The following is a 25,915-nucleotide window of genomic DNA, read 5'->3' on the forward strand; positions in this document are numbered from 1 at the left end:
ACGCATGCCTGCCACCCTTTCCATAATCCTGATTTCGGGTACGTCCCATGTCGGCAAAAGCACCCTAGCCGGCCTGTTAAGCGAAAAACTCCACTGCGAGGCAATTTCAACCGACAGCCTGGCACGCCACCCCGGGAGGCCATGGCCGGGCATACCCGCGCCTGTGGAGGAATATTACAGGCAGCTGTCGGCAGAAACGATCCATTGGTTTCTGAAGGTGCATCACCAGAATATCTGGCCGCTTGTGCGCGGGCTGATCGACAGCAAGACAGGCACTGGCAATATCGTCATCTTCGAGGGCGCGGCCTTGCGGCCGGAATTTATAGCGCCCCTGCTGGGCAGCACGGTTGCCGGGGTTTATCTTCACGCACAGAATGACTTTCTCTCCGACAGAATGCGCGCGCATGCAGGATATAAAGATGCGACAGCGGGCCAGCGCCGGACCATGGACGCCTTCATTGAGCGGTCCTTGCGCGAAAATACCGAAATGCTGGCATCCGCGCGACACCATCACGTCCCGATCGTCGACATCGCCAATCCCGAAGCATTCGATGGCCTCGTCAACGAACTTACAGCCCGTGCGGTAGCCTCTCCGGCGTGATGCAAAAGCAGGCGATTTGAGGCCGCTGAAGCCAGCCACCGCCCTAATTCACACTGGAAGTATCCCGTTAATCTCCCTGAACACCATATGAACCGGGGTCTCAGGGTCCGTTCAGTCCGAGTGTGGCAAAACTCTGTCCATCAACTCCAATAAAGGGGAATGGACATGACAAAGTTGATCAGCCGGCTGGCAATCTTCGCGTTTCTCATGGCGATCTTCGCCATGTCCTTCGCCTCGCTCGTCGTTAATCCCAACCGCAGCTTTCAGCGGGTGAATGCGGGTGCGGCGCTTGCCTGCCAGCACAGCCCGGCACCCGCCGCCAATTGCCCCGTCGTGCTGTGAGGACCGGCCGATGACGACGAGCTTTTCCAACGGCCTGTTTTCCGCACTGAGACTGGTGCTGATGGCATCGATCTTTCTAGGCCCGGTGGCGGGGCTTGCAGTTTACAAGGCAGATCCCCGCCCGGCATCAAAGGGCGCCGGTTTCGTGCTGCTGATGAGCCTGCAACGCGGCGCGCTCGGCTGAGATTTCACCGCCTGCCCTTTGCCGCAGCCATTTTTCCGTTTCTTTTCAGTTTCTTCGTATTTCTGTCGCTTGCCTGTCGAAATAGGCCTCCTATAATGGGCCATGACAATAGCAAAACGAACGATTCCGCCCTTCTCCTTCATCAGCCCCGAGCCTTTCGCGCCGCAGACGTTCACGGACCCGAAAGAAGCTGTTGAGGCTTTGACCGCGCTTTACGAACGCAATACGGCGTTCCTCATCAACTCCTTCACCGAACTTGCCAAGGGTGCGCCGATTACCGGCCGCTACCGCGCCTGTTATCCGCAGGTCAGCCTCGAGACATCCACTTTCGGTCATGTCGATTCGCGCCTTTCCTATGGCCATGTCACCTCCCCCGGCGTCTACACGACGACGATCACCCGGCCGGAGCTTTTCCGCCACTACCTGAAAGAGCAGCTGGGGCTTCTGATCAAGAACCACGGCGTTCCGGTGACGGTTGCCGAATCGGCCACGCCCATTCCGCTGCATTTCGCCTTTGGCGAAGGCGCTTATGTCGAGGCGGCGGCGGCATCCTCGCTGTCCGACGTGCCGTTGCGCGATCTTTTCGACACCCCCGATCTCAACAACACCGACGATCTCATCGCCAATGGCGAATATGATCAGGTGCCCGGCGAACCCGCGCCGCTTGCGCCGTTCACCGCACAGCGTATCGATTATTCGCTGGCCCGCCTCAGCCATTATACGGCAACGAGCGCCAGCCATTTCCAGAACTTCGTGCTGTTCACCAACTACCAGTTCTATATCGACGAATTCGCCGCATGGGCGCGGCAGTTGATGAAGAATGGTGGCGAAGGCTACACGGCCTTCGTGGAGCCGGGCAACATCATCACCCCCGCCGGTTCCGACAGGCCGGATACGGATGCGGTGCTTGGCCGCCTGCCGCAGATGCCAGCCTATCACTTGAAGAAAAAGGGCCATGCCGGCATTACGCTGGTCAATATCGGTGTCGGCCCTTCCAACGCCAAGACGATCACCGACCATATCGCCGTGCTGCGCCCGCATGCCTGGCTGATGGTTGGCCATTGCGCCGGCCTGCGCAACAGCCAGCGCCTTGGCGATTATGTGCTGGCACACGCCTATGTGCGTGAGGACCACGTTCTGGACGACGACCTGCCGGTCTGGGTGCCGATCCCGGCTCTGGCGGAAGTGCAGCTGGCGCTGGAAGGTGCGGTTGCGGAAGTCACCGGTTACGAGGGCTTCGAGCTGAAGCGCATCATGCGCACCGGCACCGTCGCCACGATCGACAACCGCAACTGGGAGCTTCGCGACCAAGCGGGCCCGGTCAAGCGCCTGTCGCAATCGCGCGCCATCGCACTCGACATGGAATCGGCCACCATCGCGGCCAACGGCTTCCGGTTCCGCGTGCCCTACGGCACCCTCCTCTGCGTCTCCGACAAGCCGCTGCACGGCGAATTGAAGCTGCCGGGCATGGCGACGGAGTTCTACCGCACGCAGGTTGCCCAGCATCTGCAGATCGGCATCCGCGCCGTGCAGAAACTCGCCGCCATGCCAACGGAAACGCTGCATTCGCGCAAGCTCAGAAGCTTCTACGAGACGGCGTTCCAGTAAATTTGCGCATCCATGTCCTCAAGGTGGTGATGTTGCTAAGACACCTTGAGGCGCTGCAAAGGCTGGAAACCTCTCCGTCGTCATCCTCCGGCTTGACCCGAGGATCCACCACCGGTCGACTATGGATCCTCGGGTCAAGCCCGAGGATGACGTTGAATTCGGGCCTAGCAAAATAATCCGCTACGCGCGCTGGGGAAGCACCTACATCCGTCTCAAACTACCTTCACCGTCCCCTCCACACGCACGGGAAAATTCACCGACCGGGCGATGAAGCATTTGTCGTGGGCATCGTGGTGCAGCTCATCAGCCCGCGCAAGATCACCCTTCGAGATGGTGATGACTGGTTTCAACACTACCTCGCTGAATTGCCCGGCGCCGTCCTTTTCCATAACCAGCGTGCCTTCGGCATTGTCGACATAGTCTTCAACGATGATGCCGTTGACGGAGCAGAAATGCAGGTACCATAGCTTGTGGCAGGCTGAGAGCGAGGCAACAAGCAGGTCTTCCGGGTTCCAGCGGGAGGCATCGCCGCGAAAGGCGGGATCTGAAGAGCCGGCGATATCCGCTTTTCCGGACGTGGAAATCGTGTAGTCGCGTTCATAGTCACGGTAGCCCGAGGTACCCTTGCCGCGATTGCCTGTCCACTTCACCTGAACGGCATAGTGATGTTCCTGTCCTGCCATTTCATTTCTCCCTTAGAGTTTTTTGTCGCATTTCCCGGACGTAAAACAACTATGCGCTTCTATTGGAAATGCTCTGGTGTATCGCGCAGGTGATCGAGCCCCTTGCGCAGAGTCTCGATGATCTGGTCCACCTCCGAGCGGCTGATCGTCAGCGCCGGTGATGCCAGCATGCGGTCGCCGGTGGCACGCATGACGAGGCCGTTTGCCAGGCAATGGTTGCGCACGGCGGTGCCGATGTCATCCGGCTTGGCAAAACGCCTGCGGGTCGCCTTGTCGGCCGCAAGCTGCAGGCCACCCATGAGGCCGACATTCACTGCCTCACCCACCAACTCGTGGTCGGTGAGGCTTTTCCAGCCTTGCGAAAAATAAGGGCCGATATCATCCCGCACCCGTTCCACCAGCCCCTCATCCTCGATGATACGAATATTTTCCAGAGCAGCCGCAGCGCAGACGGGGTGGCCGGAATAGGTGAAGCCATGGTTGAAATCACCGACCTCGGACAACATCACCTCCGCCACCCGGTCGGAAACGAGGACGCCGCCAATCGGCAGATAACCGGATGACAGGCCCTTGGCGACGGGCGCGAGGTCCGGCTCCACGCCGAAATGCTGGTAGCCGAACCAGGAACCGAGGCGGCCGAAACCGCAGATCACCTCGTCGGACACCAGCAGAATGTTGCGCGCCTTGCAGATGCGGGCGATTTCCGGCCAGTAGGTTTCCGGTGGCACAATGACCCCACCGGCGCCCTGAATGGGTTCCGCCACGAAAGCCGCGACATTCTCTTCACCGAGCTCTTCTATCTTCGCTTCCAGTTCGCGGGCCACCTTCAGGCCGAATTCCGCGGGTGAGAGATCGCCGCCTTCCGCATACCAATAGGGTTGGCCGATATGGGTGATACCCTCGATCGGCAGATTGCCCTGCTCGTGCATCCACTTCATGCCGCCGAGCGAAGCGCCGGCGACCGTAGAGCCGTGATAGCCGTTGCGGCGAGCGATCACCTTGGTCTTCGTCGGATGGCCGAGCGCCTTCCAGTAGACCCGCGCCATGCGGAACCAGGTGTCGGTGGCTTCCGAACCGGAATTGGTGAAGAACACATGGTTCATCTTCGGCCCGGCACGGGAAGCGATCTTCTGAGCCAGAAGTGTCGCTGATGGTGTCGTAGTGCCGAAAAAGGCGTTGTAATAGGGCAGTTCGTTCATCTGGCGCTGCACGACATCGGCGATCTCGCGGCGTCCGTAACCGATATTGACGCACCATAGTCCGGCAAAGGCGTCGAGATACTTCTTGCCGGTGCTGTCATAGATGAAGACGCCTTCTGCACGCTCGATGATGCGGGTGCCGCTCGCGTTCAGCTTACCCATATCGGAAAAGGGGTGCAGGTGATGGGCGGCATCGATGGCGGCAAGGTTGGACACCGGCTTGGAGACTTCATTCATGACAGATCGCACTCCCGCAAAGACGACGGCGCCTTCCGGAGCCGCACCCGACCGAACATGGCCGGGCGGCTTCGATTTGGCAAGACTGGCGTTTTTTGGGGGATCGAGACGATGGGTCGGCCTTGCCGCTTGTTTCTTCTCCCCCGCCGGGGAGAAGAAATGCGCCGCTACCTTTAAGCAGGTTCGATTGCACCGTTATGGAGGTGGTGCGCTACGCCAAGACCCCTCGCCCCACCAGCACCTTCAATTCGCCGGCATGGACTTCAAGTGCCACGTCGCGCTCCATCGGCAGCAATTCGCCATCGATGACGCAGCGCACGTCATGGCGCTTCTTGGGGAAATGAAGTTCCACACCCGTGACGGTCGTGGCCGTTACAGCAGCGTTTTCCTTCAGCTTGCCGCGCAGGATGTCGAAAGCGAGCCTTGCCACGCCCGAGGGGCGCAGGGGATCGGTGAGATAGAAGCCGAGATGGCCGCCCGAGACATTATCCGCGACCAGAAGCGAGTTCTGCCCGAATTCATTGTTGGAGACGGAAATTGCTGACACCTTGCGGCGCTGCGTCTTGCCATTGACCGTATATTCCACCTCGAAGACCGGCGGATTGAGAATGACGCTGATGGCGGCGCGGACGCTTGCCTTGATCTTGCCAAGGCGGGAGGCGAAGGCGAGGTTGTTGCGATAGCGCACCATGCGCGAATGCAGGCCTGCGGAAAACTGGTGGACGAAAAGACGGCCGTTGGCGCTGGCGATATCGACATTGGCGATCTCGCCATTCGCCAGTGTCTCCAGGACCTGGCGGATATCGAGCGGCAGCTTCAGCGAGCGGGCGAACAGGTTCATGGTGCCGGCCGGTACGATACCGAGCGCGATGCCGTGTTTCCAGGCGATACCGGCAGCGGCCGAAATCGTTCCATCACCACCGCCGGCAATGATGCCTTCGATATCAGGCTCATCGGCGGCGCGTTCCATCTCCTCGACGACTTCCTTGCCGGAGACCACGCGGCAGTCGATCGTGTGGCCGGCGCGGGAAAAGACCTCGCGGGCGTGGTCGCAATAGGCATCCATATCCGTGGTGCGGAAGGTGCCGCCGTCACGATTGAAAATTGCAATGAGCTTCATATTTCCAACCTGATCCTGTGAGGCAGCCGCGCGTAAATGCTTGGGGTTATATAGGGTTCCAAACACCATCGCGTGAAGATGCTCTTTTGCCGAGAATCGCTCTACCGCAATGCATCATTTCATGTTAGATATCACTTAAGGTCATTTTCATGACCGCGCATCTCCAGTCAGGGCAGGCCGTTCCCATACGGTCTTGCCCTTTTTTCTGTGGGGTCCTCCCCCTTTTCAGGTCGCAATGAGCCATTCGAATTTGTCGGAAGCCCGCCTCGAGGCGGAGAGTGAAACCGTTGTTGCGGCAAGGCCTGCCGTGGCACTGACGCCGTTTGCCGTCGCACTCATCGAACTGGCGCTTGCCGCCGGCGGTTTCGGCATCGGTACCGGCGAATTCGCCATCATGGGCCTGCTGCCTGACGTCGCAACGACCTATGGCGTCACGGTGCCCCAGGCAGGTTACGTCATCACGGCCTATGCGCTGGGTGTCGTCATCGGCGCTCCCATCATCGCGGTGCTGGCTGCGCGCATGACGCGGCGCACCCTGCTTCTCGGCCTCATGGGACTTTTCGCACTCGGCAATATCTTGAGCGCCGTCGCACCTGATTTCCTGAGCTTCACCGTGCTGCGCTTCATCACCGGCCTGCCGCACGGCGCCTATTTCGGCGTTGCAGCGCTGGTGGCCGCCTCCATGGCGCCAATACACAAGCGTGCCCGCGCCGTTGGCCGCGTCATGCTCGGCCTCACCATCGCCACACTGCTTGGAACGCCGCTTGCCACTTTCTTCGGGCAGATGCTTTCCTGGCGCGCGGCCTTCATGCTGGTCGGCGGCATCGGGCTGTTGACCGTTGCCCTGCTGTGGCTGTTCCAGCCGCGCGACAGGGTAGAGGAAGGTGCCAGCGTTTGGCGTGAACTCGGGGCTTTCCGCCGCGTGCAGGTATGGCTGACGCTCGCCATCGCGTCGGTCGGTTTCGGCGGCATGTTCTCGGTTTTCAGCTATATCGCCAAGACCACCACCGATGTCGCGATGATGCCGGTTTCCACCGTCTCCATGGTCCTCGCCCTCTTCGGCATCGGCATGAATGTCGGCAATGTGGTCGGCTCGCGGCTGGCCGATATCTCGCTCAACGGCACGATCGGCGGCATGCTGGCCTTTAACGTGGTGGTCATGGCCGTGTTCGGCATGACGGCGCATGACCCGTTCATGATGTGTCTCTGCGTCTTCCTGATCGGCTGCGGTTTTGCCGCCTGCCCCGCCGTGCAGACGCGGCTGATGGATGTGGCAGCGGATGCGCAGACGCTTGCGGCTGCCTCCAACCACTCCGCCTTCAACATCGCCAACGCGCTCGGCGCATGGCTTGGCGGCATGGTCATCGCCATGGGCTATGGATATGCCTCCACCGGTTATGTGGGCGCTGTTCTTTCGCTTCTCGGGCTTGGCGTTTTCCTTGTGTCCGTCACCGTCGAACGGCGCGCAAAAGCCGGCTGAAAGCCGGTTTTTCAGCGGCCGGAACACCCGTTCCGGCACCTGCAATAAACCTTACGGAAATTTCACGATCGGCTCGCTTGACTCTTTTTGGTTTCGGGCGCAACACGGCGTTACGCGCAGGCCGTGACCCGGCACAGCGTGGATTTTAACGGAGCATCATTTGATGTCTAGCGACAGTAGTAGTCGATTGCCTTTGCCGAAAGCGGCGAACGGGAACTGATCCGGCACCTGTCGGCTCACCACCGCGTTCGTCGTAATCGGCGAATCGACGGAAAGGTGAGCAATCATGAACTTCCACACCCTCTCCCAGAGAGCCAGCAAGGCCGCACGTCTTCTCCGCAGCGGAAATGCCGGTTCCACCACCATTGCAGAACGCGTCGAGCACCTCAACACACTCGATACGCATGAGGCAGTCGCCGCCCTGCTCGCCATGCCGCAGGCAAAGGCCGTCGCCATTCTCGACCGGCCGGAACTGCATGACGCAGCCGCCATCATTGCCGGTATTCCGCTTGACCAGGCCGCCCGCTTCGTCAACCTGATGTCAGACGACCGCGTTGCCGACGTCATGGCGGAAATGGACGAAGAGCCGCGCGCAAAGCTGTTCTCCCGGCTGGACCGCACGACCGCGCTCTCCATCAAACATCTGATGGGTTATCCGCCGCGCACCGCCGGCTCGATCATGACCACGGAATTCGTCAGCGTGCCGGATAGCTGGACGGTGGAACAGACCCTTTCGCACATCCGCGTCGTCGAGCGGTCGCGTGAAACGGTCTATGCCATCTATGTGCTGGCGCAGGACGGAACGCTGTCCACCGTCGTGACGCTGCGTCGCCTGCTGACCGGCGAGGCCGGCGCCTCCATTCTCTCCGTCGCATCGAAGGAAGGCATCGTCTGTGCCAGCCCCTTGATGTCGCAGGAGGATGTTGCCCGGCTCATCCGCAAGCACGACCTTCTGGCGCTTCCCGTCGTTGACGATCACTCGCATATCCTCGGCATCGTCACGGTCGACGACGTGATCGACACCATGATCGCCGACACCACGGAAGACGCTCACAAGTTCGGTGGTATGGAAGCACTCGGCAAGCCCTATATGGCAATGGGTTTTCCGGACATGATCCGCAAGCGCGCAGGCTGGCTGGCCGCCCTGTTCCTGGGTGAAATGCTGACGGCAAGCGCCATGCAGCATTTTGAAGGCGAGCTGGAAAAAGCCGTCGTGCTGACGCTGTTCATTCCGCTCATCATGTCATCAGGCGGCAACTCCGGTTCGCAGGCCACCTCGCTGATCATCCGGGCGCTGGCGCTCGGCGAACTGAAGCTTTCGGACTGGTGGCGGGTGCTGCTGCGGGAAATCCCGACGGGCCTGACGCTCGGCTGCATTCTCGGCGCCATCGGCTTCCTGCGTCTGACCATCTGGCAGCAGGCAGGCTTTTATGATTATGGCGACCACTGGCTGCTGGTGGGCGCCACCGTCTTTGCCGCACTCGTCGGCATCGTCACCTTCGGCTCGCTGGCCGGCTCCATGCTGCCATTCCTGCTGCAGCGTCTGCGGCTGGATCCAGCCAGCGCATCTGCGCCGTTCGTCGCCACGCTGGTGGATGTCAGCGGCCTCGTCATCTACTTCTCGGTGGCGCTGGTGATCCTCAGCGGCACGCTGCTCTGAAACACAAAAGGCCCGCTCGAAAGAGCGGGCCTTTTCATTTGCAGCGTTTTCGACAGGGCAAGCACCCCTCAACCGCCAGCGCTGATAACGCCCGTTCCGAGAAGTCCCAAAAGAATGACACCGATGACCACCCGGTACCAGACGAAGGGCATGTAGCTCTTGGTGGAGACCAGCTTGAGGAAGACAACGATCACGGCGTAACCGACGACGAAGGCGATCAGGGTTGCGAGCCCCGTCTGGCCCCAGCCTACAGGGTTCTCCTCGCCGATGCTTTTGAACAGCTGGTAGAAACCGGAACCGAAGACAGCGGGAACGGCGAGCAGGAAGGAATATCGTGCGGCCGCCTCGCGCGTGTAGCCTAAGAGCAGGCCGGCGCTGATGGTGCCGCCCGAGCGCGAGACGCCGGGGATGAGCGCCATGGCCTGCGCGAAACCGAACAGGATGCCATCACGCCAGATCAGCTGGTTCAGCTTGTAGCGCTTCTTGCCGATCCTGTCGGCGACGCCGAGAATGATGCCGAAGACAATCAGCATTACGGCGGTGATATAGAGATTGCGCAGCGAATGCTCGATGGCATCCTTAAAGAACAGGCCGAGCAGCACGATCGGCACCGAGCCGACAATGATCAGCCAGCCAAGCCGCGCATCGGACTTGTCATAGGGTCCGAGGCGAAGGTTCTGCCGGAGCCAGGCGGCGGCGATCCGCATGATATCGGACCAGAAATAGACCAGCACCGCAGCTTCCGTGCCGATCTGCGTAATCGCCGTGAAGGCGGCGCCCGGATCCGCACCGGAGGGCAGAAACTCCCCGGCTATCCTCAGATGCGCGCTTGAAGAAACCGGAAGAAATTCCGTAAGTCCTTGCAAAAGGCCGAGAAATCCGGCCTCCAACCAACCGATGCTCATGTGATTTGGTGTCCCTGCTGCGAATCGAATTCGCAGCATTATGCATCAAACCGGGCAAATCCGTGTTGCATCGCACCATGAAAAAGAAGTGCGGGAGGGCTTGGTTTTACCCGTTATTTTTCAGGCTGCTTTCTCCGCAGCCTCAGGATGAAGGGTGTATTTCGCGCCGTTCTTGCACACAACATGGGCGTCGCCCCAGCTTTTCAGCGCCGAGATCACCGGCTTCATGGTTTCGCCAAGTGGCGTCAGCGCATAGTCCACGCGCGGCGGCACCACCGGGAAGACGGTGCGCGAAATCAGGCCCGCCTCTTCCAGTTCCCGCAGCTGCTTGGTGAGCATGCGCTGGGTGATGCTTGGAATGTGGCGGCGCAACTCGTTGAAGCGCAGGGTGCCCTCGTTGATGAGGTGATAGAGGATCACGCCTTTCCATTTGCCGTCGAGAAAACTCAAGGCAGACTCCACCGGGCAGCCCGGAAAATTGCCGGTAAGCTTGGCGCGCGGTCGCGACATCACAGTATCCTTTTTGTATGTATCATCACAAAATGTGCATTCTTGCGATCGATGTTCATATGTATCAAGTAAGAGGCACGCAAACAAGCAAAGGAGACTGTTCATGCGCGCCATCGGTTACAAGACGAGCCAGCCCATCACCGCAACGGATGCCCTTATCGACCTCGACCTGCCGCAGCCGGAGGCGACGGGGCATGATATTCTGGTGGAGGTGAAGGCCGTTTCGGTCAATCCTGTTGACACCAAGGTTCGCCGCAACCAGGCGCCGGAAAACGGTGCTGCCCGCGTGCTGGGCTTCGATGCGGCGGGCGTGGTGAAAGCCGTCGGCGACAAGGTATCGCTGTTCAAGCCCGGCGACGAGGTGTTTTACGCTGGTGTCATCAACCGCCCCGGCTCCAACAGCGAATTCCATCTGGTCGATGAGCGCATCGTTGGCGCCAAACCGAAGTCGCTGAATTTCGAGGAAGCAGCGGCACTGCCGCTGACCGCGATCACGGCCTACGAGACGCTGTTCGACCGGCTGCGGGTGACAGAGCCCGTTCCGGGTGCGGCAAATGCCGTTCTGGTGATCGGTGGCGCCGGCGGCGTCGGCTCGATTGCCATTCAGCTTCTGCGCGCACTGACCGATCTTACCGTCATTGCCACGGCTTCGCGGCCGGAAACGATGCAATGGGCCAAAGACCTCGGCGCGCATCATGTCGTCGATCACAGCAAGCCGATTGCCCCGCAGGTGGAAGCGCTTGGCCTTGGTGCACCGGGCTTCGTATTCTCGACCACCCATAGCGACATTCACGCCGCAGACAGCGTGGCGACCATTGCGCCGCAGGGCCGTTTTGCGCTGATCGACGACCCGGCCGGCGGTTTCGACGCCATGGCGTTCAAGCGCAAATGCGTTTCAATCCATTGGGAAATGATGTTCGCCCGCGCGGTATTCCAGACACCCGACATGATCGAACAGCACAAGCTGCTCAATCGCGTTGCTGAACTGGTCGATGCCGGCAAGATCAAGACGACGTTGACCGAGGTTTTCGGCACCATTAACGCCGCAAACCTCATCAAGGCCCACGCCTTGATTGAAAGCAACACGGCCAAGGGCAAGATCGTGCTTTCGGGCTTTTGATCTACACGTCACACGAAGTGGAAGGTGCGCGCCTGATAAAGCGCGCCCTTCCCGGTCAATCGTCTTCCGGATCTTCCGGGCATGGCCATGCGGCAGGCGTCGTCAGGCCGCTCGGCAGTTTTGTCTTGGCGTCGCCGCAGGCGATGTCGATCTGTTTCTGCTCAAGGCCGGTGGCGGCGGAAAGATCGACCCCCTCTATGCGGGTCAACAGCAGGAAGGCGTTGGCAAAATCCACCGCGCCGCCGAGCTTTGCGCCCTGGAAGCTGGCACGCGACAGATTGGTCAGCGAAAATTTCGAGCCGGACAGGCTGGCATCTTCAAACTCGGCACGCCCGAGTTCAGCCTTGGTAAAATCCGCGCCGTCCAGTTTGGCCTTGTTGAAATTGGTCCGCTGCATTTCCGCATTGATGAATTTTGCGCTGGTGGCGTCGGCGGCGGAAAAGTCACTGCGGTAGGCTTCCACCTTCGTCAGGTTGGCGCCCTGCAGGTTCGCCTCTCCAAGAGCCGTCCGGATGAGTTTCGCCTTTTCAAGATTGGCGCCCTTCAGCGAGGAGCCGCGCAAATCCGTATAGGTGAAATCCGTGCCGTAAAGCATCGCCGAATCGAGGTTGCTGCCGCCCAGCATCAGGAGCCGCTTGTTGCATTCGCGCCAGTCGATGCCGGCCATGGCGTCGGCGCGGCAGCTGGCGGCCATCAGCGGGCTGCCACTGAGCGAAACGGCAACTACCATACCTGCCGCCAGACCGGCGACGATCCTTGTATTCCGCACGATATTCAGCCTCTGAAAGCCGGACATTCCATCACTCCTGCCGCCGGGCGACGGCCCAAACGCAACATATGCACATTCAAGGCGTTACCGCATTCCTGGCCCACAATCCATGGACCATGCAAAGCGACAACACCCCAACATCCTATATGTAAGAAATCGAAGGGCAATCCACAAATACTAGGGGGGACGAGACTTTCGATGCCTCGCGCACGCGACGTCATCCTTTCGCTTGTCGCCAGGATCCAACCACGTATCGTGAAATCAATCGGTTGCAGATGCCCGGGGCAAGCCCGGGCAAGACGAAGGTTGCCGGCAGACCGGCATCACCATCACATATTGGCGTAAACCGGCCCTTCGCCACCCTGCGGCGGCACCCAGTTGATGTTCTGGTTGGGGTCCTTGATATCGCAGGTCTTGCAGTGCACGCAGTTCTGCGCGTTGATCACGTAGACTTCCTCGCCGTCCTTCTCCACCCACTCATAAACGCCGGCAGGACAATAACGTGTCGAGGGACCGGCATAGACGTCGTGTTCGGAACGCTTCTGCAAGTCCATATCCTTCACCTGAAGATGCACCGGCTGGTCTTCCTCATGGTTGGTGGAGGACAGGAAAACCGATGACAGCCGGTCGAAGGTCAGAACACCGTCCGGTTTCGGATAGGCGATCGGCTTGTGTTTGGAGGCCGGCTCAAGGCTCTGCGCATCCGTCTTGCCGTGTTTCAGCGTGCCGAAAACGGAGAAACCGAACAGCTGGTTGGTCCACATGTCGAGACCGCCAAGGCCGACGCCAACAAGCGTGCCGAACTTCGACCACAGCGGCTTGACGTTGCGCACCCGCTTCAGGTCCTTGCCGATATCGCCGTCGCGCCATTCCGCCTCGATCTCGGCCACTTCATCATGGGCGCGACCGGCGGAAATAGCCGCGGCGATCTTTTCCGCCGCCAGCATGCCCGACAACACCGCATTGTGGCTGCCCTTGATGCGCGGCACATTGACGAACCCGGCCGAACAGCCGATCAGCGCGCCGCCGGGAAAAGTCAGCTTCGGCACCGACTGGTAACCGCCCTCGGTAATCGCGCGCGCGCCATAGGAAATGCGCTTGCCGCCCTCGAAAGTGTCACGGATGGCCGGATGCGTCTTGAAGCGCTGGAATTCCTCGAAAGGATAAAGATAGGGGTTCTTGTAATTGAGATGCACCACGAAGCCGACGGCAACGAGATTGTCCTCCAGATGATAGAGGAACGAGCCGCCGCCGGTCTTGAAACCGAGCGGCCAGCCGAAGGAGTGCTGCACGAGGCCCTGTTTGTGGTGTTCCGGCTTGACCTGCCAGAGTTCCTTGATGCCGATGCCGAATTTCTGCGGTTCGCGATCTTTCGAAAGGTCAAACCTGGAAATCAGCTGCTTGGCGAGCGAACCGCGCACGCCCTCGCCGATCAGCACATATTTGCCATGCAGCTCCATGCCGCGCGTGAAGGCGGGGCCGGGTTCACCGTTCTTCTCGATACCCATATCGCCGGTGGCGACACCGATCACTGCGCCTTCTTCATTATAAAGCACTTCGGTGGCGGCAAAGCCCGGATAGATCTCGACGCCGAGCGCTTCCGCCTTTTCCGCCAGCCAGCGACAGACCAGCCCAAGCGAGACGATATAATTGCCGTGATTGTTCATGAGCGGCGGCATCATGAAGTTCGGCAGACGGATGGAGCCGGCCGGGCCTAAGAACATGAACTGGTCGTCCTTGACCTCGGTCTTGAAGGGATGCCCCTCTTCCTCACGCCAGCCGGGCAGAAGCCGGTCGATGCCGATGGGATCAACCACGGCACCTGAGAGAATATGCGCGCCGACTTCAGCACCCTTTTCCAGAACGACGACCGAAAGCTCCGGCTCGACCTGCTTCAGACGGATCGCGGCGGCAAGGCCCGCAGGACCCGCACCGACGATCACAACGTCGAATTCCATCGCTTCGCGTTCCGGCAGTTCCATCGCTTCCGTCATCTTGTCCTCTCACCTCGCCGGTCCCATCCGGCTGTTGTTATATCCGCTTCCGGCATTCGCACCGTGTTGCCTGCACTGGCCGAAAAGCCAGTCTGCGACAACACATTCGCCCTAGCCTGTCTTCGCAAAGCACGACGCCTTTGTCGAGCTTCCATAGCGGCAAAACATGTCGCACGCCACTCAATTGTCAGACAACCTGATGAGTATTTTATTACTTTTACGTGCACGTAATATTGAGAATAGGAGTTGCGTGGGTGGGCGTCAAGGTTTGTCATTATGTGGTGGCAACGGGATTGCCAATTCCAAGGATTGCACCGAGCCTAAGTCGCCAGGGCGGTCAGGACACTTCCCGCCGTTCATTGCAGCTCGCACTCGCAGCCATCCGGTCGGCCGAAAACTCGAGCTGCAAAGTGTTTTTCCGCCAAGGCCGACCCAGCCGGGCTAACGCCGCTCTTCCGACTCTGACCTCAACAATGACGAGATCAGGTCAGTACAAGAGTTGCTTTCAGGCAAAAACGCGTGCGCTGTTTTCTAAGTCTCCAGCCACTTTGATGTATGGCGTGGGGCCAAAACTGATCCGGGCCACACCAAGGTCTGCCAGCTCTCGGATATCTTTCAGGTCGCCCGATATCATAACATTGACCGGTAAAGTCGTGCGGTCGCATATTTCTTTGATCAGCTTTTTGTCTTTTAGCCCGGGCACGAAAAAACCGTCTGCTCCTGCCGCCTTATAGGCTGCCCCGCGAGCGAGCACCTCATCCAGCAAGACCGCATGATCGATGCCCTCATCTGCCTTGAGAAACACGTCCGTTCTCGCATTGATGAAGACCGGGACACGGTGGTCTTCGGCAGCGCTGCGAATAGCTCGAAGCCGGTCCACCTGATAATCGACATCATAGAGGCCCGTCCCGTGCACCACCTGATCCTCGAAGTTCAATCCGATGACACCGAGGGTGAGCAGACGACCTACGTTGCGCCTGACCGTTGCAGCATCACTCGAATAACCGCCTTCAAAATCCACAGTGAGAGGCAGATCGATGCATTTCATTATTCGAGCGACGACCGCCAGTGCGTCATCGAGCGGCATCTCTTCGCCATCCGAATAGCCTTGCGCGGCAGCAACGGACCAGCTTCCGGTTGCAATGGCCTTCGCACCGCTGCGGGCAACGGCCATCGCGCTTCCTGCATCCCAGATGTTGTAAAGGACGATGGGATCGCCCGGAATGTGCAAGCTTCGAAACTTTTCTGCACGTTCAATCTGATTGCTCATTTTGGTGTCTCCCGTGTGCTATCTTTGAGCTTTCGCTCATTTCGATCAGCCGTCGCCTGTTCTAAAGGCCGCAGCCGTTACCTGGAAACGACTAGCACCGGGAAAATGCTCAGAACGCCGATTTTCGGGCACCTATTTCTTTTTGTCTAAAATTTCGAAAGTCCTCTACTTGCGAATCAGGATGAGTATCGCAAGCAGCTAAAATCAAACATCCCGTTCAAACCGCCCATTCCTCATCCGTCGTAAACACAATCGTCAGCCACCGATCCGTCCCCTCGCCGCCGAGTGCATCGCCGATCTCGTCACGGATCGCGTCCCATTCTTCGAGACGCCGGGGTGGCCAGTTTTTCGGGACGATGAAGAAGAGTTCGATCTGGCGGCCTCGGCCCACGCGGGCGACATAGGAATAGTGCGAGGCGAAGCCGAATTTTTCGACGGCTTCGGCCGCTACCCTGTCCACATGCTGCTTGAATTCAAACGGCGTCACCAGAAGGATGTCGGCGAGCGCCTGCTTCACATTGCCGAGCGGCATGGGAATGATGATGAGACAGACCAGCGCCAGAACGGCGGGGTCGATATAGGGCGCGATCCACTGATGCGCCGTTCCCGTCAGCCCGTAGCCGATGGCGAAGGCGAGGAACAGGGCCGCGCTCAGGAGCGCGCTCATCAGCCAGCTTTTGGCGTCCAGCGCCACGAAGGCCGATTTCAGTCTGCGGTTCTGGCGTTTGACGAACCATGCCATGACGAGCGAAACGGCAAAGCTGACGAAGGTGACGATGATGGCGTAATCGAACTCGATCGATCTGCCGCCGTCCATCAGGCTGTCGATGGCGTTGATCAGGGCATAGATCGCAGCGCCCATCAAAAGCGTGCCGTTGAGGCCGAGGACCATCGGCTCCAGATGCCAGAAGCCCATGGTGAAACGCTCTGCCAGCCGGCCACCGGGCCGTGGGGCGGCGGAAGCCGCGATCAGCCGCGCCACCAGTAGCGCCAGCACCGTCATGAAGGCATCCGTCAGGGCATAAACGCCATCGAACACCACCGCGAAAGAGCCGGAAAACAGGCCTGCACCAATGCCGAACGCGGCCAGAAGAACCGTGATGGCAATTGAGAATTTCAGCAGAGATTGTTCGGTCATGACGCGTATTTAACCTTCAAAAGCGGGCGCCGCCTTCCTATAAACAGCACAGATGGAGCGGGATAGCGAAAACTGTGGACGGTTTTCGCCTGTAGTCACGCTTCGATTCTTTGATCTGCTGCAAACAAGACAGGACAAAACCCATGGATCTCGGCATTTCCGGCAAACGCGCCCTCGTTCTCGCCTCCTCTCGCGGCCTTGGGCTGGGCATCGCCACGGCGCTGGCGAATGAAGGCGTGCATGTTCTTCTCGTTGGCAGAAGCAGCGAAAAGCTGGACGCGAACTGCAAGACGATCAATGCACTCGGCAAGGGCAAGGCCGACTGGGTGCGGGGCGATCTTGGCGACGACAATTTCGTCGAGGCCATGGTTCAGGCCGTGAACGACAAGCTCGGCGGCATTGACATTCTTGTCAACAACACCGGTGGCCCGACGCCGGGTCTTGCGCAGGAGATCACGACCGAGAAGCTGGAGAGCTTCTTCCAGTCGATGGTGCTGCGCGTCATCACGCTCACCAATGCGCTGCTGCCGCAGATGAAGAAACAGGGCTTTGGCCGCATCCTGACCGTTGCCTCCTCCGGCGTGTTCGAACCCATCCCCAATCTGGCGCTCTCCAATACGCTGCGTGGGGCGCTGGTGGGCTGGAGCAAGACATTGTCGAGCGAAGTGGCCGGTTTCGGCGTCACCTCCAACCTTCTTCTGCCCGGCCGCATCCATACCGACCGCATCGACGAGCTGGATGGCGCCAATGCCAAGCGCCTGGGTAAAAGCATGGAGGAAATCCGCGAGGCTTCGGTCAAGAGCATTCCGGCAGGCAGGCTTGGCACGGTGGAAGAATTCGCCGCCGCCGGGGCTTTCCTCTGCTCGGTTCCGGCAAGCTACATCACCGGCACAATGCTGCGGGTGGATGGCGGCGCGGCGAAATCGAACTGACGCCGGTTAGACGCCGGAGCGGTCAAGAGGCCGCTCCGTAGACTACGAAGCGGTTTCTGCCGGTATTCTTGGCTTCGTAGAGTGCCGTGTCGGCGCGGCGCAGCACATCGCTCGCGCTCTCGCCGGGATCGGCAAAGGCAATGCCGGCCGAACAGCTGTAACGGAAATCCGGCACATCGCTCAGCGGCGATGCCTCGGTCAACGTCGCCAGCAGCTTCTGCATGGTGCTTTCCGCGCTCAGCATTCGCGAACCGCTGAGAACGAGCAGAAACTCCTCACCGCCGATCCGCCCCAACAGATCGTCCCGGCCGATGGCGGCGGAAAGCCGGGTGGCGAAATCCTTAAGGACGAGATCGCCGCAGGCATGCCCGAAACGGTCGTTCACCGCCTTGAAGTGGTCGATATCCATGATGATCACCGCAAGCGCCTGCGCCTTGTTGGGGCCAAGCATCTGGTTGAGGATATCCATGGCATAGCGGCGGTTGCCGAGGCCCGTGAGTTCGTCGCTCAGCGCCGATTTCAGCGCCCTGTCGCGCTCCTGCCGCAGATCGCGCAACTGGATGCCAAGCTCGGAAACATCGGTCACGACACACAACATCCAGCCGCCCGGCAGCGTCGTTTCCGTCGTCAGCATCCAGCGTCCATCGTTCAGGCTGGTTTCGATGGTGCGGTAAGGCAACTTGCCGCGCCTTGTCCGCGCCGAGCGCAACCACAGTTCGAAATCGGTGGTTTCGACCGCCGTTCCTGTCGAGCTGCGATACCCGCCGCGCATCAGCTCCATCCAGTTCGGAAAACCGTCCGGAGCCATGCCCAGCGCCTCGCGGAAGGCCGCATTGGCAAAGCGCAACTCATCGCTGCCATCGAAAAGGGCATAACCCTGCTGCGATGACGCCATGAGGTTCATAAGCTGAGAATGGAACATTTCCACGTCGCCGCGAATGAGGACCTCCGGCCCGGGCGGCACATCTTGGAGGGCGGAACATGCCTGCTTGCGGGACATCTGGACTTCCGGGTTACAACGCGACAGCTACAATTAAGAAAGCTCCCTGAGGATATAGCCTTTATCTATACTTTGCGATTGCGAAAAAATATTTAATTTGCATCGCAAAACTGTATTTATAACGGAAAATTACTTTATTCTAATGTTTTAATAAACCGAGAACTGGCGCTTGCCATTCTGCCGGGCCTGTGCAATCAACCGCCCTCCTCTGACATCGGGATGCCAAATGCGTCCCTTATTCTCACGCCGGGCCGCCTTTGGGCCGGGCGAGCATTTCTATCGGCGACAAGGATATGGCGATGACGCAAAAGCGGGCACTGGGCCTCGATTTCGGCACGACCAACACGGTCATGGCTCTTTCCGACGGCGGCGGCGAAAGCCGCTCCATGCAGTTTACCAGCAGCGCGGGCACGGATGACAGCATGCGCACCGCGCTCTCCTTCATGAAGGATTCGGGCCTTGGTGCGGCTGCCCTGCACGTGGAAGCGGGCCACGCTGCCATCAGGCAATTCATCGACAATGCGGGCGATTGCCGCTTTCTGCAGTCGATCAAGACATTTGCGGCCTCGCCGCTCTTCCAGGGCACGTTGATCTTCGCCAAGCGCCAGAGCTTCGAGGATTTGATGGACGTGTTCCTGCGCAAGCTGAAAACCTATGCGGGCGCAGAGTGGCCAAGCGACGTCTCGACCGTCATCGCCGGTCGCCCCGTGCGTTTCGCCGGCAGCAATCCGGATGAGACGCTGGCGCTCTCCCGCTACAACGAAGCGCTGACGCGTGCCGGTTTTCCGGAAATCCACTATGTCTACGAGCCGGTGGCGGCCGCCTATTATTTCGCCCAGAGCCTGAAGAAGGACGCCAATGTGCTGGTGGCGGATTTCGGCGGCGGCACCACCGACTATTCGCTGATCCGCTTCGAGACCCATGCCGGCAAGCTCTCCGCCACCCCCATCGGCCATTCCGGCGTCGGTGTCGCCGGTGACCATTTCGACTTCCGCATGATCGACAATCTGGTCTCGCCGGAAATCGGCAAGGGCAGCAAGTTCAAGAGCTTCGACAAGGTGCTGGACGTGCCTTCCGGCTACTACGTGAATTTCGGTCGCTGGAACCAGCTGTCGATCTTCAAGACCTCGAAGGAATTCACCGATCTGAAATCGCTGGTGCGCTCGGCGCTGGAGCCGGACAAGCTCGAACTCTTCATCGATCTCGTGGAGCATGACGAGGGTTATCCGCTTTATCAGTCGATTTCCGCCACCAAGATGGCGCTGTCCTCGGCCGAAGAAGCGGAATTCAACTTCGCGCCGCTCGGCAAGGCCGGCCGCAAAATGGTCAAGCGCAGCGACTTCAACAACTGGATCGCCGACGACCTCGCCAAGATCGAGGGCGCGCTGGACGAGGTTCTGGAGAAGACGCAAGTCGCGCCTGAGGCAATCGACAAGGTGTTCCTCACCGGCGGCACCTCCTTCGTGCCGGCGGTGCGCGAGCTTTTCACCCGTCGTTTCGACGCGGACCGGATCGAAACCGGCGGCGAGCTGCTCTCGATTGCCCATGGTTTGGCCATGATCGGCGAAAGCGGTGACATTCAGCGCTGGACAGCGTGATTTACGGGTTCCCCGGGCGGGGAACATGGGATAATTTCACCCCATGATCGCCGCTCACGACCTCTCCCCGGCCGAACTCGCCGCGCTTCTGCATTTCCATGCGGATGCGGGCGTGGACTGGTTGCTGGAAGACGGACCTGTTGACCGTTTCGCCGAATTTGCCGCCTCCCGCCCTGCCCGACCGGCAGTGCGTCAGGAAAGCTCTGCGCCCGCACACCAGATGGACGGCGGCGCGGAGCGTCGTGCCGATGCTCCGCAGCGGCAGACGACAGGTCGCAGCGCGCCGACGAGAGGCGCGCCGCCTGCTCCGGCACTTCAGCAGAATGTTGCCATGCCGGACGAACAGGCCGTGGCGGCTGCCCGTTTTGCGGCTGAAAGCGCAAGGTCGCTTTCCGAACTGAAAATCGCGCTTGAGGGTTTCAGCGGCTGCAACCTCAAGAACAGCGCCCGCAACACGGTATTCACCGAAGGCGACCCTGCTTGCGCCGTCATGGTGATCGGCCCGATGCCGGATGCGGATGATGACCGCGAGGGCCAGCTTTTTGCCGGCAAGACCGGGCTGCTGCTCGACCGTATGCTGGCCGCTATCGGCCTTGACCGCGCACGCATCATGCTCGGCAATGTCGTGCCCTGGCGTCCACCGGGCAACCGCCCGCCGACTCAGGCCGAAATGGATATTTGCCGCCCCTTCATTGAGCGCCAGATCGCACTTGCGGAGCCGAAACACCTGTTGCTTCTTGGCAACTTGACCGCGCGTTTCTTTTTCGGCGGCACCGGAACGATCCATACGCTGCGCGGACAGTGGCGTGATGTCGCAGCCGGGCACCTGGTTTTACCGGCGCTGGCGAGCCTGCATCCGCAGGAACTTCTAAACGCACCTGCCAGCAAGTCATTGGCATGGCAGGATTTATTGGCGTTTAAGGCAAAAATCTCCGAAGGCTGATTGCCTGATTCTTACTCAGAGTAAACGAAGTATGAAAAAAGCCATGCGTATTACGCATAACAGCGGCGCGCTGACCCGGCTTGCCGAATCCATGCTGCACTGCGATAAGCCAGCCTGTGTCTTGGGAGGAATTCGGTTTAAGGAACCAAGGCAATGACCACTCGCTTCCGTCCGGTACATTCCGGCTTTGAAACGCTCAGACTGGCGGGCCTCGGCCCTCGCTCCAGTCAGGGTTACCATCGTTTCGGCGCTGCCGCTAACGAACAGATGACCGCACGTGCTGCCATGCAGCAGGTTCGCGTCACACGTCCTGCAGCTGTCTTTGCGGATTTCCGCGAGCGCTGAGAGCACTCAGGCCGGTGTAAAACCGGTCCATATCTTTGATTGCGCGCTGGCGTCTTTCTTCGGGAAGGCGCCTTTTGCATTTGCGGGACTAGGCGCCGACACGACAACGGCTCTGGCATCGACGATGCCGCATGTTTGCGACCTCCGCCAAATTTGGTGCGTCACCCCTGCGGCGTGGAGGCCTTGCGTGCCGCGCGTCTCGCCAGGCCCAGCTGGTGCTCGCGGAAAATGATGAAGATGCCGGCGAAAATCACGATTGCCGTGCCGATCAGCATGGTGAGCGTTGGAATGTCTCCGAACAGGATATAGGAGACCGCTATCCCGAAAACGATGGAGCTGTATTCGAAGGGCGCGATAGTGGAGACCTCCGCGTGGCGATAGCTCTCCGTCAGGAAGATCTGTGCGACGCCGCCACAAATGCCGCTGGTGATCAACAGCACGGCCTGCTTGGTATCCAGAGCGCTCCAGCCGAAGGGTACGCTGACGAGCGACAGCAAGGTGGCCGTGAGCGAGAAATAGAGAACGATGGTCGGCGTCTTTTCCGTTTCCACCAGTTGCCGCACCTGGATCATTGCGAGACCACCAAGTGCTGCCCCGCAGAGCACGGCGATCGCGCCCAGCCCCTCGCCCGCAGCAAAACCGCCTTCGCGCAACAGGGTCATCTTCGGCCACAGGATAACCAGCACGCCCATCATGCCAACGAAAACCGCGCTCCAGCGGTAGATGCGCACCTTCTCGCGCAGGATGAAGGCGGCGAACACGACGGCCAGCAGCGGTGAGGCATAACCGATGGCGATGAATTCCGGCAACGGCAGCAGCGTCAGCCCGTAAAACCCGCAGGCCATGGAGAGAATGCCGAGAAACCCGCGCTTGAAATGGCCGATGAGATTGTTGGTGTGCAGCGCGCTCGTCAGCGCATGCAGCCAGGCAAGATAAACGACGATGGGGATGATGGCGAAAGTGGAGCGGAAGAAAGTGATCTGACCGGCAGGCACATCGGGACCGGAGGCCTTGATACAAGTCTGCATCACCAGAAAAAAGCCAACCGAAATCAGCTTCAGGCTTATCCCCCGAAAGGGATTTGTCGGTTCGGCGTTCATCGGCAGTTACTCATATCGGCTGCGCAAACACGCCATCGGGAGATTGTTCATGCGGGGGAGGACGACGCGGGGGAATTGGATTTGCCCAAGGCTAGAGCATTCCCGAAGCGCTTTACAACAAAAAATGTTATTTACCCATGAATTCCGTTGATCTGGTGAGGCGCAGGATTGCTTTCCCCGGCTTGGGGCCTCCTCACCCCCATTGTTCAGACCTTCGGCCCTGATGGCGACGTGAGAATCAGACCAAAAGCGACACGCGCTAAAATTTGAAGAAAATAAAATACAATTTCAGCAATCGTTCAACATTTGCTGGCATGGTCCGCAGGTCCGGCAGCGGCAGGATCGTCTGCAGGGCCGGCAAAGCCTTCCATGGCAGGACAGAACGTCCTCCCGATGCGCACATGATTGTGACGAATACTCTACCTATTTTACATCCGGGCCTTATGACGACATGATGCCCGGAGGACAACGACAAAGTTATTCAGGAACAGTCATGCGAACAGACACGGGCCAGATCGTTCACCTGGCAGGTTACCGCCCCACCGATTTCGTTCTGGAGCGGGTGGATCTCACCTTCGAACTCGACCCCAAGAATACCAAGGTCGAAGCCCGTCTGATCTTTCATCGCCGAGAGGGCGTCGATGTGTCAGCGCCGCTCGTTCTCGATGGCGACGAGTTGACGCTTTCGGGCCTGCTGCTTGATCAGGTGGACATTCCCGCAAGCCAATATGACGCGACGCCCGATAGCCTGACGATCCGCGATCTGCCTGCGGAGACGCCCTTCGAGATCTGTGTCACCAATTACATCAACCCGCAGGTCAATACGCAGCTGATGGGGCTTTACCGCACCAACGGCGTTTATTGCACCCAGTGCGAGGCGGAAGGTTTCCGCCGCATCACCTATTTCCCGGACCGGCCCGATGTTCTGGCACCCTATACGGTGACGATCATCGCCGCGAAGGAGGGCAATCCGCTGTTGTTGTCGAACGGCAACTTCCTCGGCGGCGGCAATTACGATGAAGGCCGCCACTTTGCAGCTTGGTTCGATCCGCACCCGAAACCCAGCTATCTCTTTGCGCTTGTCGCCGGCGATCTCGGCGTGGTGGAAGACACGTTCACCACCCTTTCCGGCCGCGAAGTGGCGCTGAAGATCTATGTCGAGCATGGCAAGGAGCCGCGCGCGGCCTATGCCATGGATGCGCTGAAGCGCTCGATGAAGTGGGATGAGGAACGCTTCGGCCGTGAATACGACCTCGATATCTTCATGATCGTCGCCGTGTCCGATTTCAACATGGGCGCGATGGAGAACAAGGGTCTCAACGTCTTCAACGACAAATTCGTGCTGGCCGACCCCGAAACTGCGTCCGATGCGGACTACGCCAATATCGAGCGCATCATCGCGCATGAATATTTCCACAACTGGACTGGCAACCGCATCACCTGCCGCGACTGGTTTCAGCTGTGCCTGAAAGAAGGCCTGACGGTCTATCGCGACCAGGAATTTTCCGCCGACATGCGCTCGCGCCCGGTCAAGCGCATCGCCGATGTGCGTCACCTGAAATCGGAGCAGTTTCCAGAGGATTCCGGTCCGCTGGCCCATCCGCCACGCCCCGATACCTATCGCGAAATCAACAACTTCTACACGACGACCGTTTATGAAAAGGGCGCCGAAGTTACTCGCATGATCGCCACGATCCTTGGGGAAGACGACTTCAAGAAAGGCATGGACCTTTATTTCGAACGTCATGACGGCGAAGCGGCGACTGTTGAGGATTTCGTCAAGAGTTTTGCCGATGCCAGCGGCCGCGACCTGTCGCAGTTTTCGCTGTGGTACACCGAGGCCGGCACGCCGCTCGTCTCCGTTTCCTCCGCCTACGATGCCGCCAAGGCGACCTTCAGGCTGACGCTGGAACAGACCGTCGCACCAACGCCCGGCCAACCGGTGAAGCAACCGCGTCATATTCCGCTTTCGCTGGCGCTGATTCTCGACAATGGCCAGATCGCCGAGCCGCAGGCTGTTACGGGCGGCGAATACCGTGACGGCGTGCTGCATCTGACCGAACGCAACCAGACATTCTCCTTCTCCGGCATTTCATCGCGCCCAGTGCTGTCGCTCAACCGCAGCTTCTCGGCGCCGATCAACCTGCATTTCGAACAGAGTGCTGCCGATCTGGTGCAGGTCGCCCGGCACGAGACGGATATGTTTGCCCGTTTCCAGGCGCTTACCGATCTCGCTTTGCCGGCGCTGATTGCCGCCACCAGGGCCGTGCAGAACGGCCAAGAAGTACGCTCGGACGCCGACCTTATCGCAACGCTGATCGAAATCGTCGGCGATGCTTCGCTTGAACCCGCTTTCCGCGCACAGGCGCTGGCGCTGCCGAGCGAAACGGACATCGCTCGCGAACTGGGCGGCAATACCGACCCGGACGCCATCCACAAGGCACGCAACGCGACGATCAAGGCCATTGCCACGGCCGGTCTCGAAACGCTCCGCCGGCTCGCCGACAGTGACGGCAATGGTGAAGCCTACAGCCCCGATGCCGACAGCGCCGGACGGCGTTCGCTTCGCAACGGCGCGTTGAGCTTCCTTGCTTTTGCCGAGGGAACGCCCGACAGGGCGGCAAAGGCCTATGCCAGCGCCACCAACATGACAGATCTTGCGCATGCGCTTGGTGTGCTGACCCAACGTTTCCCCGACAGCGCGGAGACAAAGGAGGCGCTTGCCGCCTTCGAAGCCCGCTTTGCCGACAATGCGCTGGTTCTCGACAAATGGTTCTCGCTGCAGGCCGCCATTCCTGGCGACGGCGCGCTGGAACGTATCAAGGCGCTGATGACGTCGAAACACTTCATCGCCTCCAATCCCAACCGGGTACGGTCGCTGGTGGGCACGCTCGCCTTCTCCAACCCGACCGGTTTCCACCGCGCCGATGGTGCCGCCTACCGGTTCCTCGCCGAGCAGATCATAGCCATCGACAAGCGTAACCCGCAGCTTGCCGCGCGCATTCTCACCTCCATGCGCTCCTGGCGGTCGCTGGAAGCAAGCCGCGCCGAACACGCCAAGGCAGCACTTTCGACGATCGCCGAAGCAAAAGGTCTTTCGACGGATGTCAGCGATATCGTCGGGCGTATTCTTAAAGGATAATACCCGGCGAACATTCGCCAACTCCCCTATTCCGG

23 protein-coding genes are annotated in these 25,915 nt (G+C 59.7%); 12 read left to right on the plus strand and 11 right to left on the minus strand.

Features of this window, described 5'->3' with window-relative positions:
• Nucleotides 1-4 precede the first annotated feature (4 nt).
• From ACQZ5Y_RS01135 to amn, 4 genes are all read left to right on the plus strand, one after another.
• Nucleotides 5-601, plus strand: a complete 597-nt coding sequence (locus ACQZ5Y_RS01135) for a hypothetical protein (RefSeq protein ID WP_174049289.1) — start codon at nucleotides 5-7, stop codon at nucleotides 599-601.
• Between the two features lie 159 nt (nucleotides 602-760).
• The gene (locus ACQZ5Y_RS01140; RefSeq protein WP_013635780.1) at nucleotides 761-943 is read left to right on the plus strand and encodes a hypothetical protein; all 183 of its coding nucleotides are present in this window, start codon (nucleotides 761-763) and stop codon (nucleotides 941-943) included.
• 10 nt (nucleotides 944-953) lie between these two features.
• Nucleotides 954-1,127 carry a hypothetical protein gene (locus tag ACQZ5Y_RS01145; protein ID WP_003509979.1) on the plus strand — a complete coding sequence of 58 codons (174 nt, stop codon included), beginning with the start codon at nucleotides 954-956 and terminating at the stop codon, nucleotides 1,125-1,127.
• 102 nt (nucleotides 1,128-1,229) lie between these two features.
• The gene (gene amn, locus ACQZ5Y_RS01150; RefSeq protein ID WP_003512205.1) at nucleotides 1,230-2,735 is read left to right on the plus strand and encodes an AMP nucleosidase; all 1,506 of its coding nucleotides are present in this window, start codon (nucleotides 1,230-1,232) and stop codon (nucleotides 2,733-2,735) included.
• Nucleotides 2,736-2,947: 212 nt separating this feature from the next.
• Here the strand turns inward: amn and ACQZ5Y_RS01155 are convergent, their stop codons facing one another.
• The 3 genes from ACQZ5Y_RS01155 to ACQZ5Y_RS01165 all read right to left on the minus strand — a co-directional run bounded on the left by ACQZ5Y_RS01155 (nucleotide 2,948) and on the right by ACQZ5Y_RS01165 (nucleotide 5,974).
• Nucleotides 2,948-3,418: an OsmC family protein gene (locus tag ACQZ5Y_RS01155; protein ID WP_025592887.1), complete on the minus strand. Its 471-nt coding sequence runs from the start codon at nucleotides 3,416-3,418 to the stop codon at nucleotides 2,948-2,950.
• A 59-nt stretch (nucleotides 3,419-3,477) separates the two neighbouring features.
• Nucleotides 3,478-4,854 (minus strand): aspartate aminotransferase family protein, encoded by a 1,377-nt coding sequence (locus ACQZ5Y_RS01160; protein ID WP_174049288.1) that lies wholly within the window; start codon nucleotides 4,852-4,854, stop codon nucleotides 3,478-3,480.
• A 211-nt stretch (nucleotides 4,855-5,065) separates the two neighbouring features.
• Complete coding sequence (locus ACQZ5Y_RS01165; protein ID WP_003512196.1) at nucleotides 5,066-5,974, minus strand: diacylglycerol/lipid kinase family protein; 909 nt, start codon at nucleotides 5,972-5,974, stop codon at nucleotides 5,066-5,068.
• A gap of 235 nt (nucleotides 5,975-6,209) precedes the next feature.
• Between ACQZ5Y_RS01165 and ACQZ5Y_RS01170 the strand changes: the two genes are divergently transcribed.
• Nucleotides 6,210-7,454, plus strand: coding sequence for an MFS transporter (locus ACQZ5Y_RS01170; protein WP_013635774.1), 1,245 nt, complete (start codon nucleotides 6,210-6,212; stop codon nucleotides 7,452-7,454).
• 286 nt (nucleotides 7,455-7,740) lie between these two features.
• Nucleotides 7,741-9,114: a magnesium transporter gene (gene mgtE, locus ACQZ5Y_RS01175; protein ID WP_097171704.1), complete on the plus strand. Its 1,374-nt coding sequence runs from the start codon at nucleotides 7,741-7,743 to the stop codon at nucleotides 9,112-9,114.
• Between the two features lie 68 nt (nucleotides 9,115-9,182).
• On the opposite strand, the gene ACQZ5Y_RS01180 is transcribed toward mgtE, so the two are convergent.
• Together ACQZ5Y_RS01180 and ACQZ5Y_RS01185 are read right to left on the minus strand one after the other, a co-directional pair.
• Nucleotides 9,183-10,019 (minus strand): undecaprenyl-diphosphate phosphatase, encoded by an 837-nt coding sequence (locus ACQZ5Y_RS01180; protein WP_003512187.1) that lies wholly within the window; start codon nucleotides 10,017-10,019, stop codon nucleotides 9,183-9,185.
• 120 nt (nucleotides 10,020-10,139) lie between these two features.
• Nucleotides 10,140-10,529 (minus strand): winged helix-turn-helix transcriptional regulator, encoded by a 390-nt coding sequence (locus ACQZ5Y_RS01185; protein ID WP_174049287.1) that lies wholly within the window; start codon nucleotides 10,527-10,529, stop codon nucleotides 10,140-10,142.
• A 103-nt stretch (nucleotides 10,530-10,632) separates the two neighbouring features.
• Between ACQZ5Y_RS01185 and ACQZ5Y_RS01190 the strand changes: the two genes are divergently transcribed.
• Nucleotides 10,633-11,649, plus strand: a complete 1,017-nt coding sequence (locus ACQZ5Y_RS01190) for a zinc-binding alcohol dehydrogenase family protein (RefSeq protein WP_174049286.1) — start codon at nucleotides 10,633-10,635, stop codon at nucleotides 11,647-11,649.
• 55 nt (nucleotides 11,650-11,704) lie between these two features.
• Here the strand turns inward: ACQZ5Y_RS01190 and ACQZ5Y_RS01195 are convergent, their stop codons facing one another.
• The 4 genes from ACQZ5Y_RS01195 to ACQZ5Y_RS01210 all read right to left on the minus strand — a co-directional run bounded on the left by ACQZ5Y_RS01195 (nucleotide 11,705) and on the right by ACQZ5Y_RS01210 (nucleotide 16,820).
• Entirely contained in the window at nucleotides 11,705-12,445 is a 741-nt protein-coding gene (locus ACQZ5Y_RS01195) for a pentapeptide repeat-containing protein (protein ID WP_003512182.1), read from the minus strand.
• A 302-nt stretch (nucleotides 12,446-12,747) separates the two neighbouring features.
• On the minus strand, nucleotides 12,748-14,412 hold the full coding sequence (locus ACQZ5Y_RS01200) for an electron transfer flavoprotein-ubiquinone oxidoreductase (RefSeq protein ID WP_003512172.1): 1,665 nt from the start codon (nucleotides 14,410-14,412) through the stop codon (nucleotides 12,748-12,750).
• A 505-nt stretch (nucleotides 14,413-14,917) separates the two neighbouring features.
• Entirely contained in the window at nucleotides 14,918-15,682 is a 765-nt protein-coding gene (locus ACQZ5Y_RS01205) for an isocitrate lyase/PEP mutase family protein (RefSeq protein WP_065658115.1), read from the minus strand.
• A gap of 217 nt (nucleotides 15,683-15,899) precedes the next feature.
• Entirely contained in the window at nucleotides 15,900-16,820 is a 921-nt protein-coding gene (locus tag ACQZ5Y_RS01210) for a cation diffusion facilitator family transporter (protein ID WP_174049285.1), read from the minus strand.
• A 143-nt stretch (nucleotides 16,821-16,963) separates the two neighbouring features.
• Between ACQZ5Y_RS01210 and ACQZ5Y_RS01215 the strand changes: the two genes are divergently transcribed.
• The gene (locus tag ACQZ5Y_RS01215; RefSeq protein ID WP_174049284.1) at nucleotides 16,964-17,752 is read left to right on the plus strand and encodes an SDR family oxidoreductase; all 789 of its coding nucleotides are present in this window, start codon (nucleotides 16,964-16,966) and stop codon (nucleotides 17,750-17,752) included.
• Between the two features lie 22 nt (nucleotides 17,753-17,774).
• Here ACQZ5Y_RS01215 and ACQZ5Y_RS01220 read toward each other — a convergent pair whose 3' ends face one another.
• Nucleotides 17,775-18,752 carry a sensor domain-containing diguanylate cyclase gene (locus ACQZ5Y_RS01220; protein ID WP_174049283.1) on the minus strand — a complete coding sequence of 326 codons (978 nt, stop codon included), beginning with the start codon at nucleotides 18,750-18,752 and terminating at the stop codon, nucleotides 17,775-17,777.
• Nucleotides 18,753-19,051: 299 nt separating this feature from the next.
• Here ACQZ5Y_RS01220 and ACQZ5Y_RS01225 point away from each other — a divergent pair, with 299 nt between their 5' ends.
• The 3 genes from ACQZ5Y_RS01225 (at nucleotide 19,052) to ACQZ5Y_RS01235 (ending at nucleotide 21,638) form a co-directional block, all read left to right on the plus strand.
• Entirely contained in the window at nucleotides 19,052-20,350 is a 1,299-nt protein-coding gene (locus tag ACQZ5Y_RS01225; RefSeq protein ID WP_003512167.1) for an Hsp70 family protein, read from the plus strand.
• A 43-nt stretch (nucleotides 20,351-20,393) separates the two neighbouring features.
• Nucleotides 20,394-21,293, plus strand: a complete 900-nt coding sequence (locus tag ACQZ5Y_RS01230) for a uracil-DNA glycosylase (RefSeq protein WP_111798952.1) — start codon at nucleotides 20,394-20,396, stop codon at nucleotides 21,291-21,293.
• Between the two features lie 153 nt (nucleotides 21,294-21,446).
• Complete coding sequence (locus tag ACQZ5Y_RS01235; RefSeq protein WP_003497027.1) at nucleotides 21,447-21,638, plus strand: hypothetical protein; 192 nt, start codon at nucleotides 21,447-21,449, stop codon at nucleotides 21,636-21,638.
• 161 nt (nucleotides 21,639-21,799) lie between these two features.
• Here the strand turns inward: ACQZ5Y_RS01235 and ACQZ5Y_RS01240 are convergent, their stop codons facing one another.
• Nucleotides 21,800-22,738: a DMT family transporter gene (locus ACQZ5Y_RS01240; protein ID WP_149909723.1), complete on the minus strand. Its 939-nt coding sequence runs from the start codon at nucleotides 22,736-22,738 to the stop codon at nucleotides 21,800-21,802.
• 493 nt (nucleotides 22,739-23,231) lie between these two features.
• On the opposite strand from ACQZ5Y_RS01240, the gene pepN reads away from it, so the two are divergent.
• Nucleotides 23,232-25,880 carry an aminopeptidase N gene (pepN, locus tag ACQZ5Y_RS01245; protein WP_174049282.1) on the plus strand — a complete coding sequence of 883 codons (2,649 nt, stop codon included), beginning with the start codon at nucleotides 23,232-23,234 and terminating at the stop codon, nucleotides 25,878-25,880.
• Nucleotides 25,881-25,915 lie beyond the last annotated feature (35 nt).

This window comes from Agrobacterium sp. A3-95 (genome assembly GCF_053521785.1).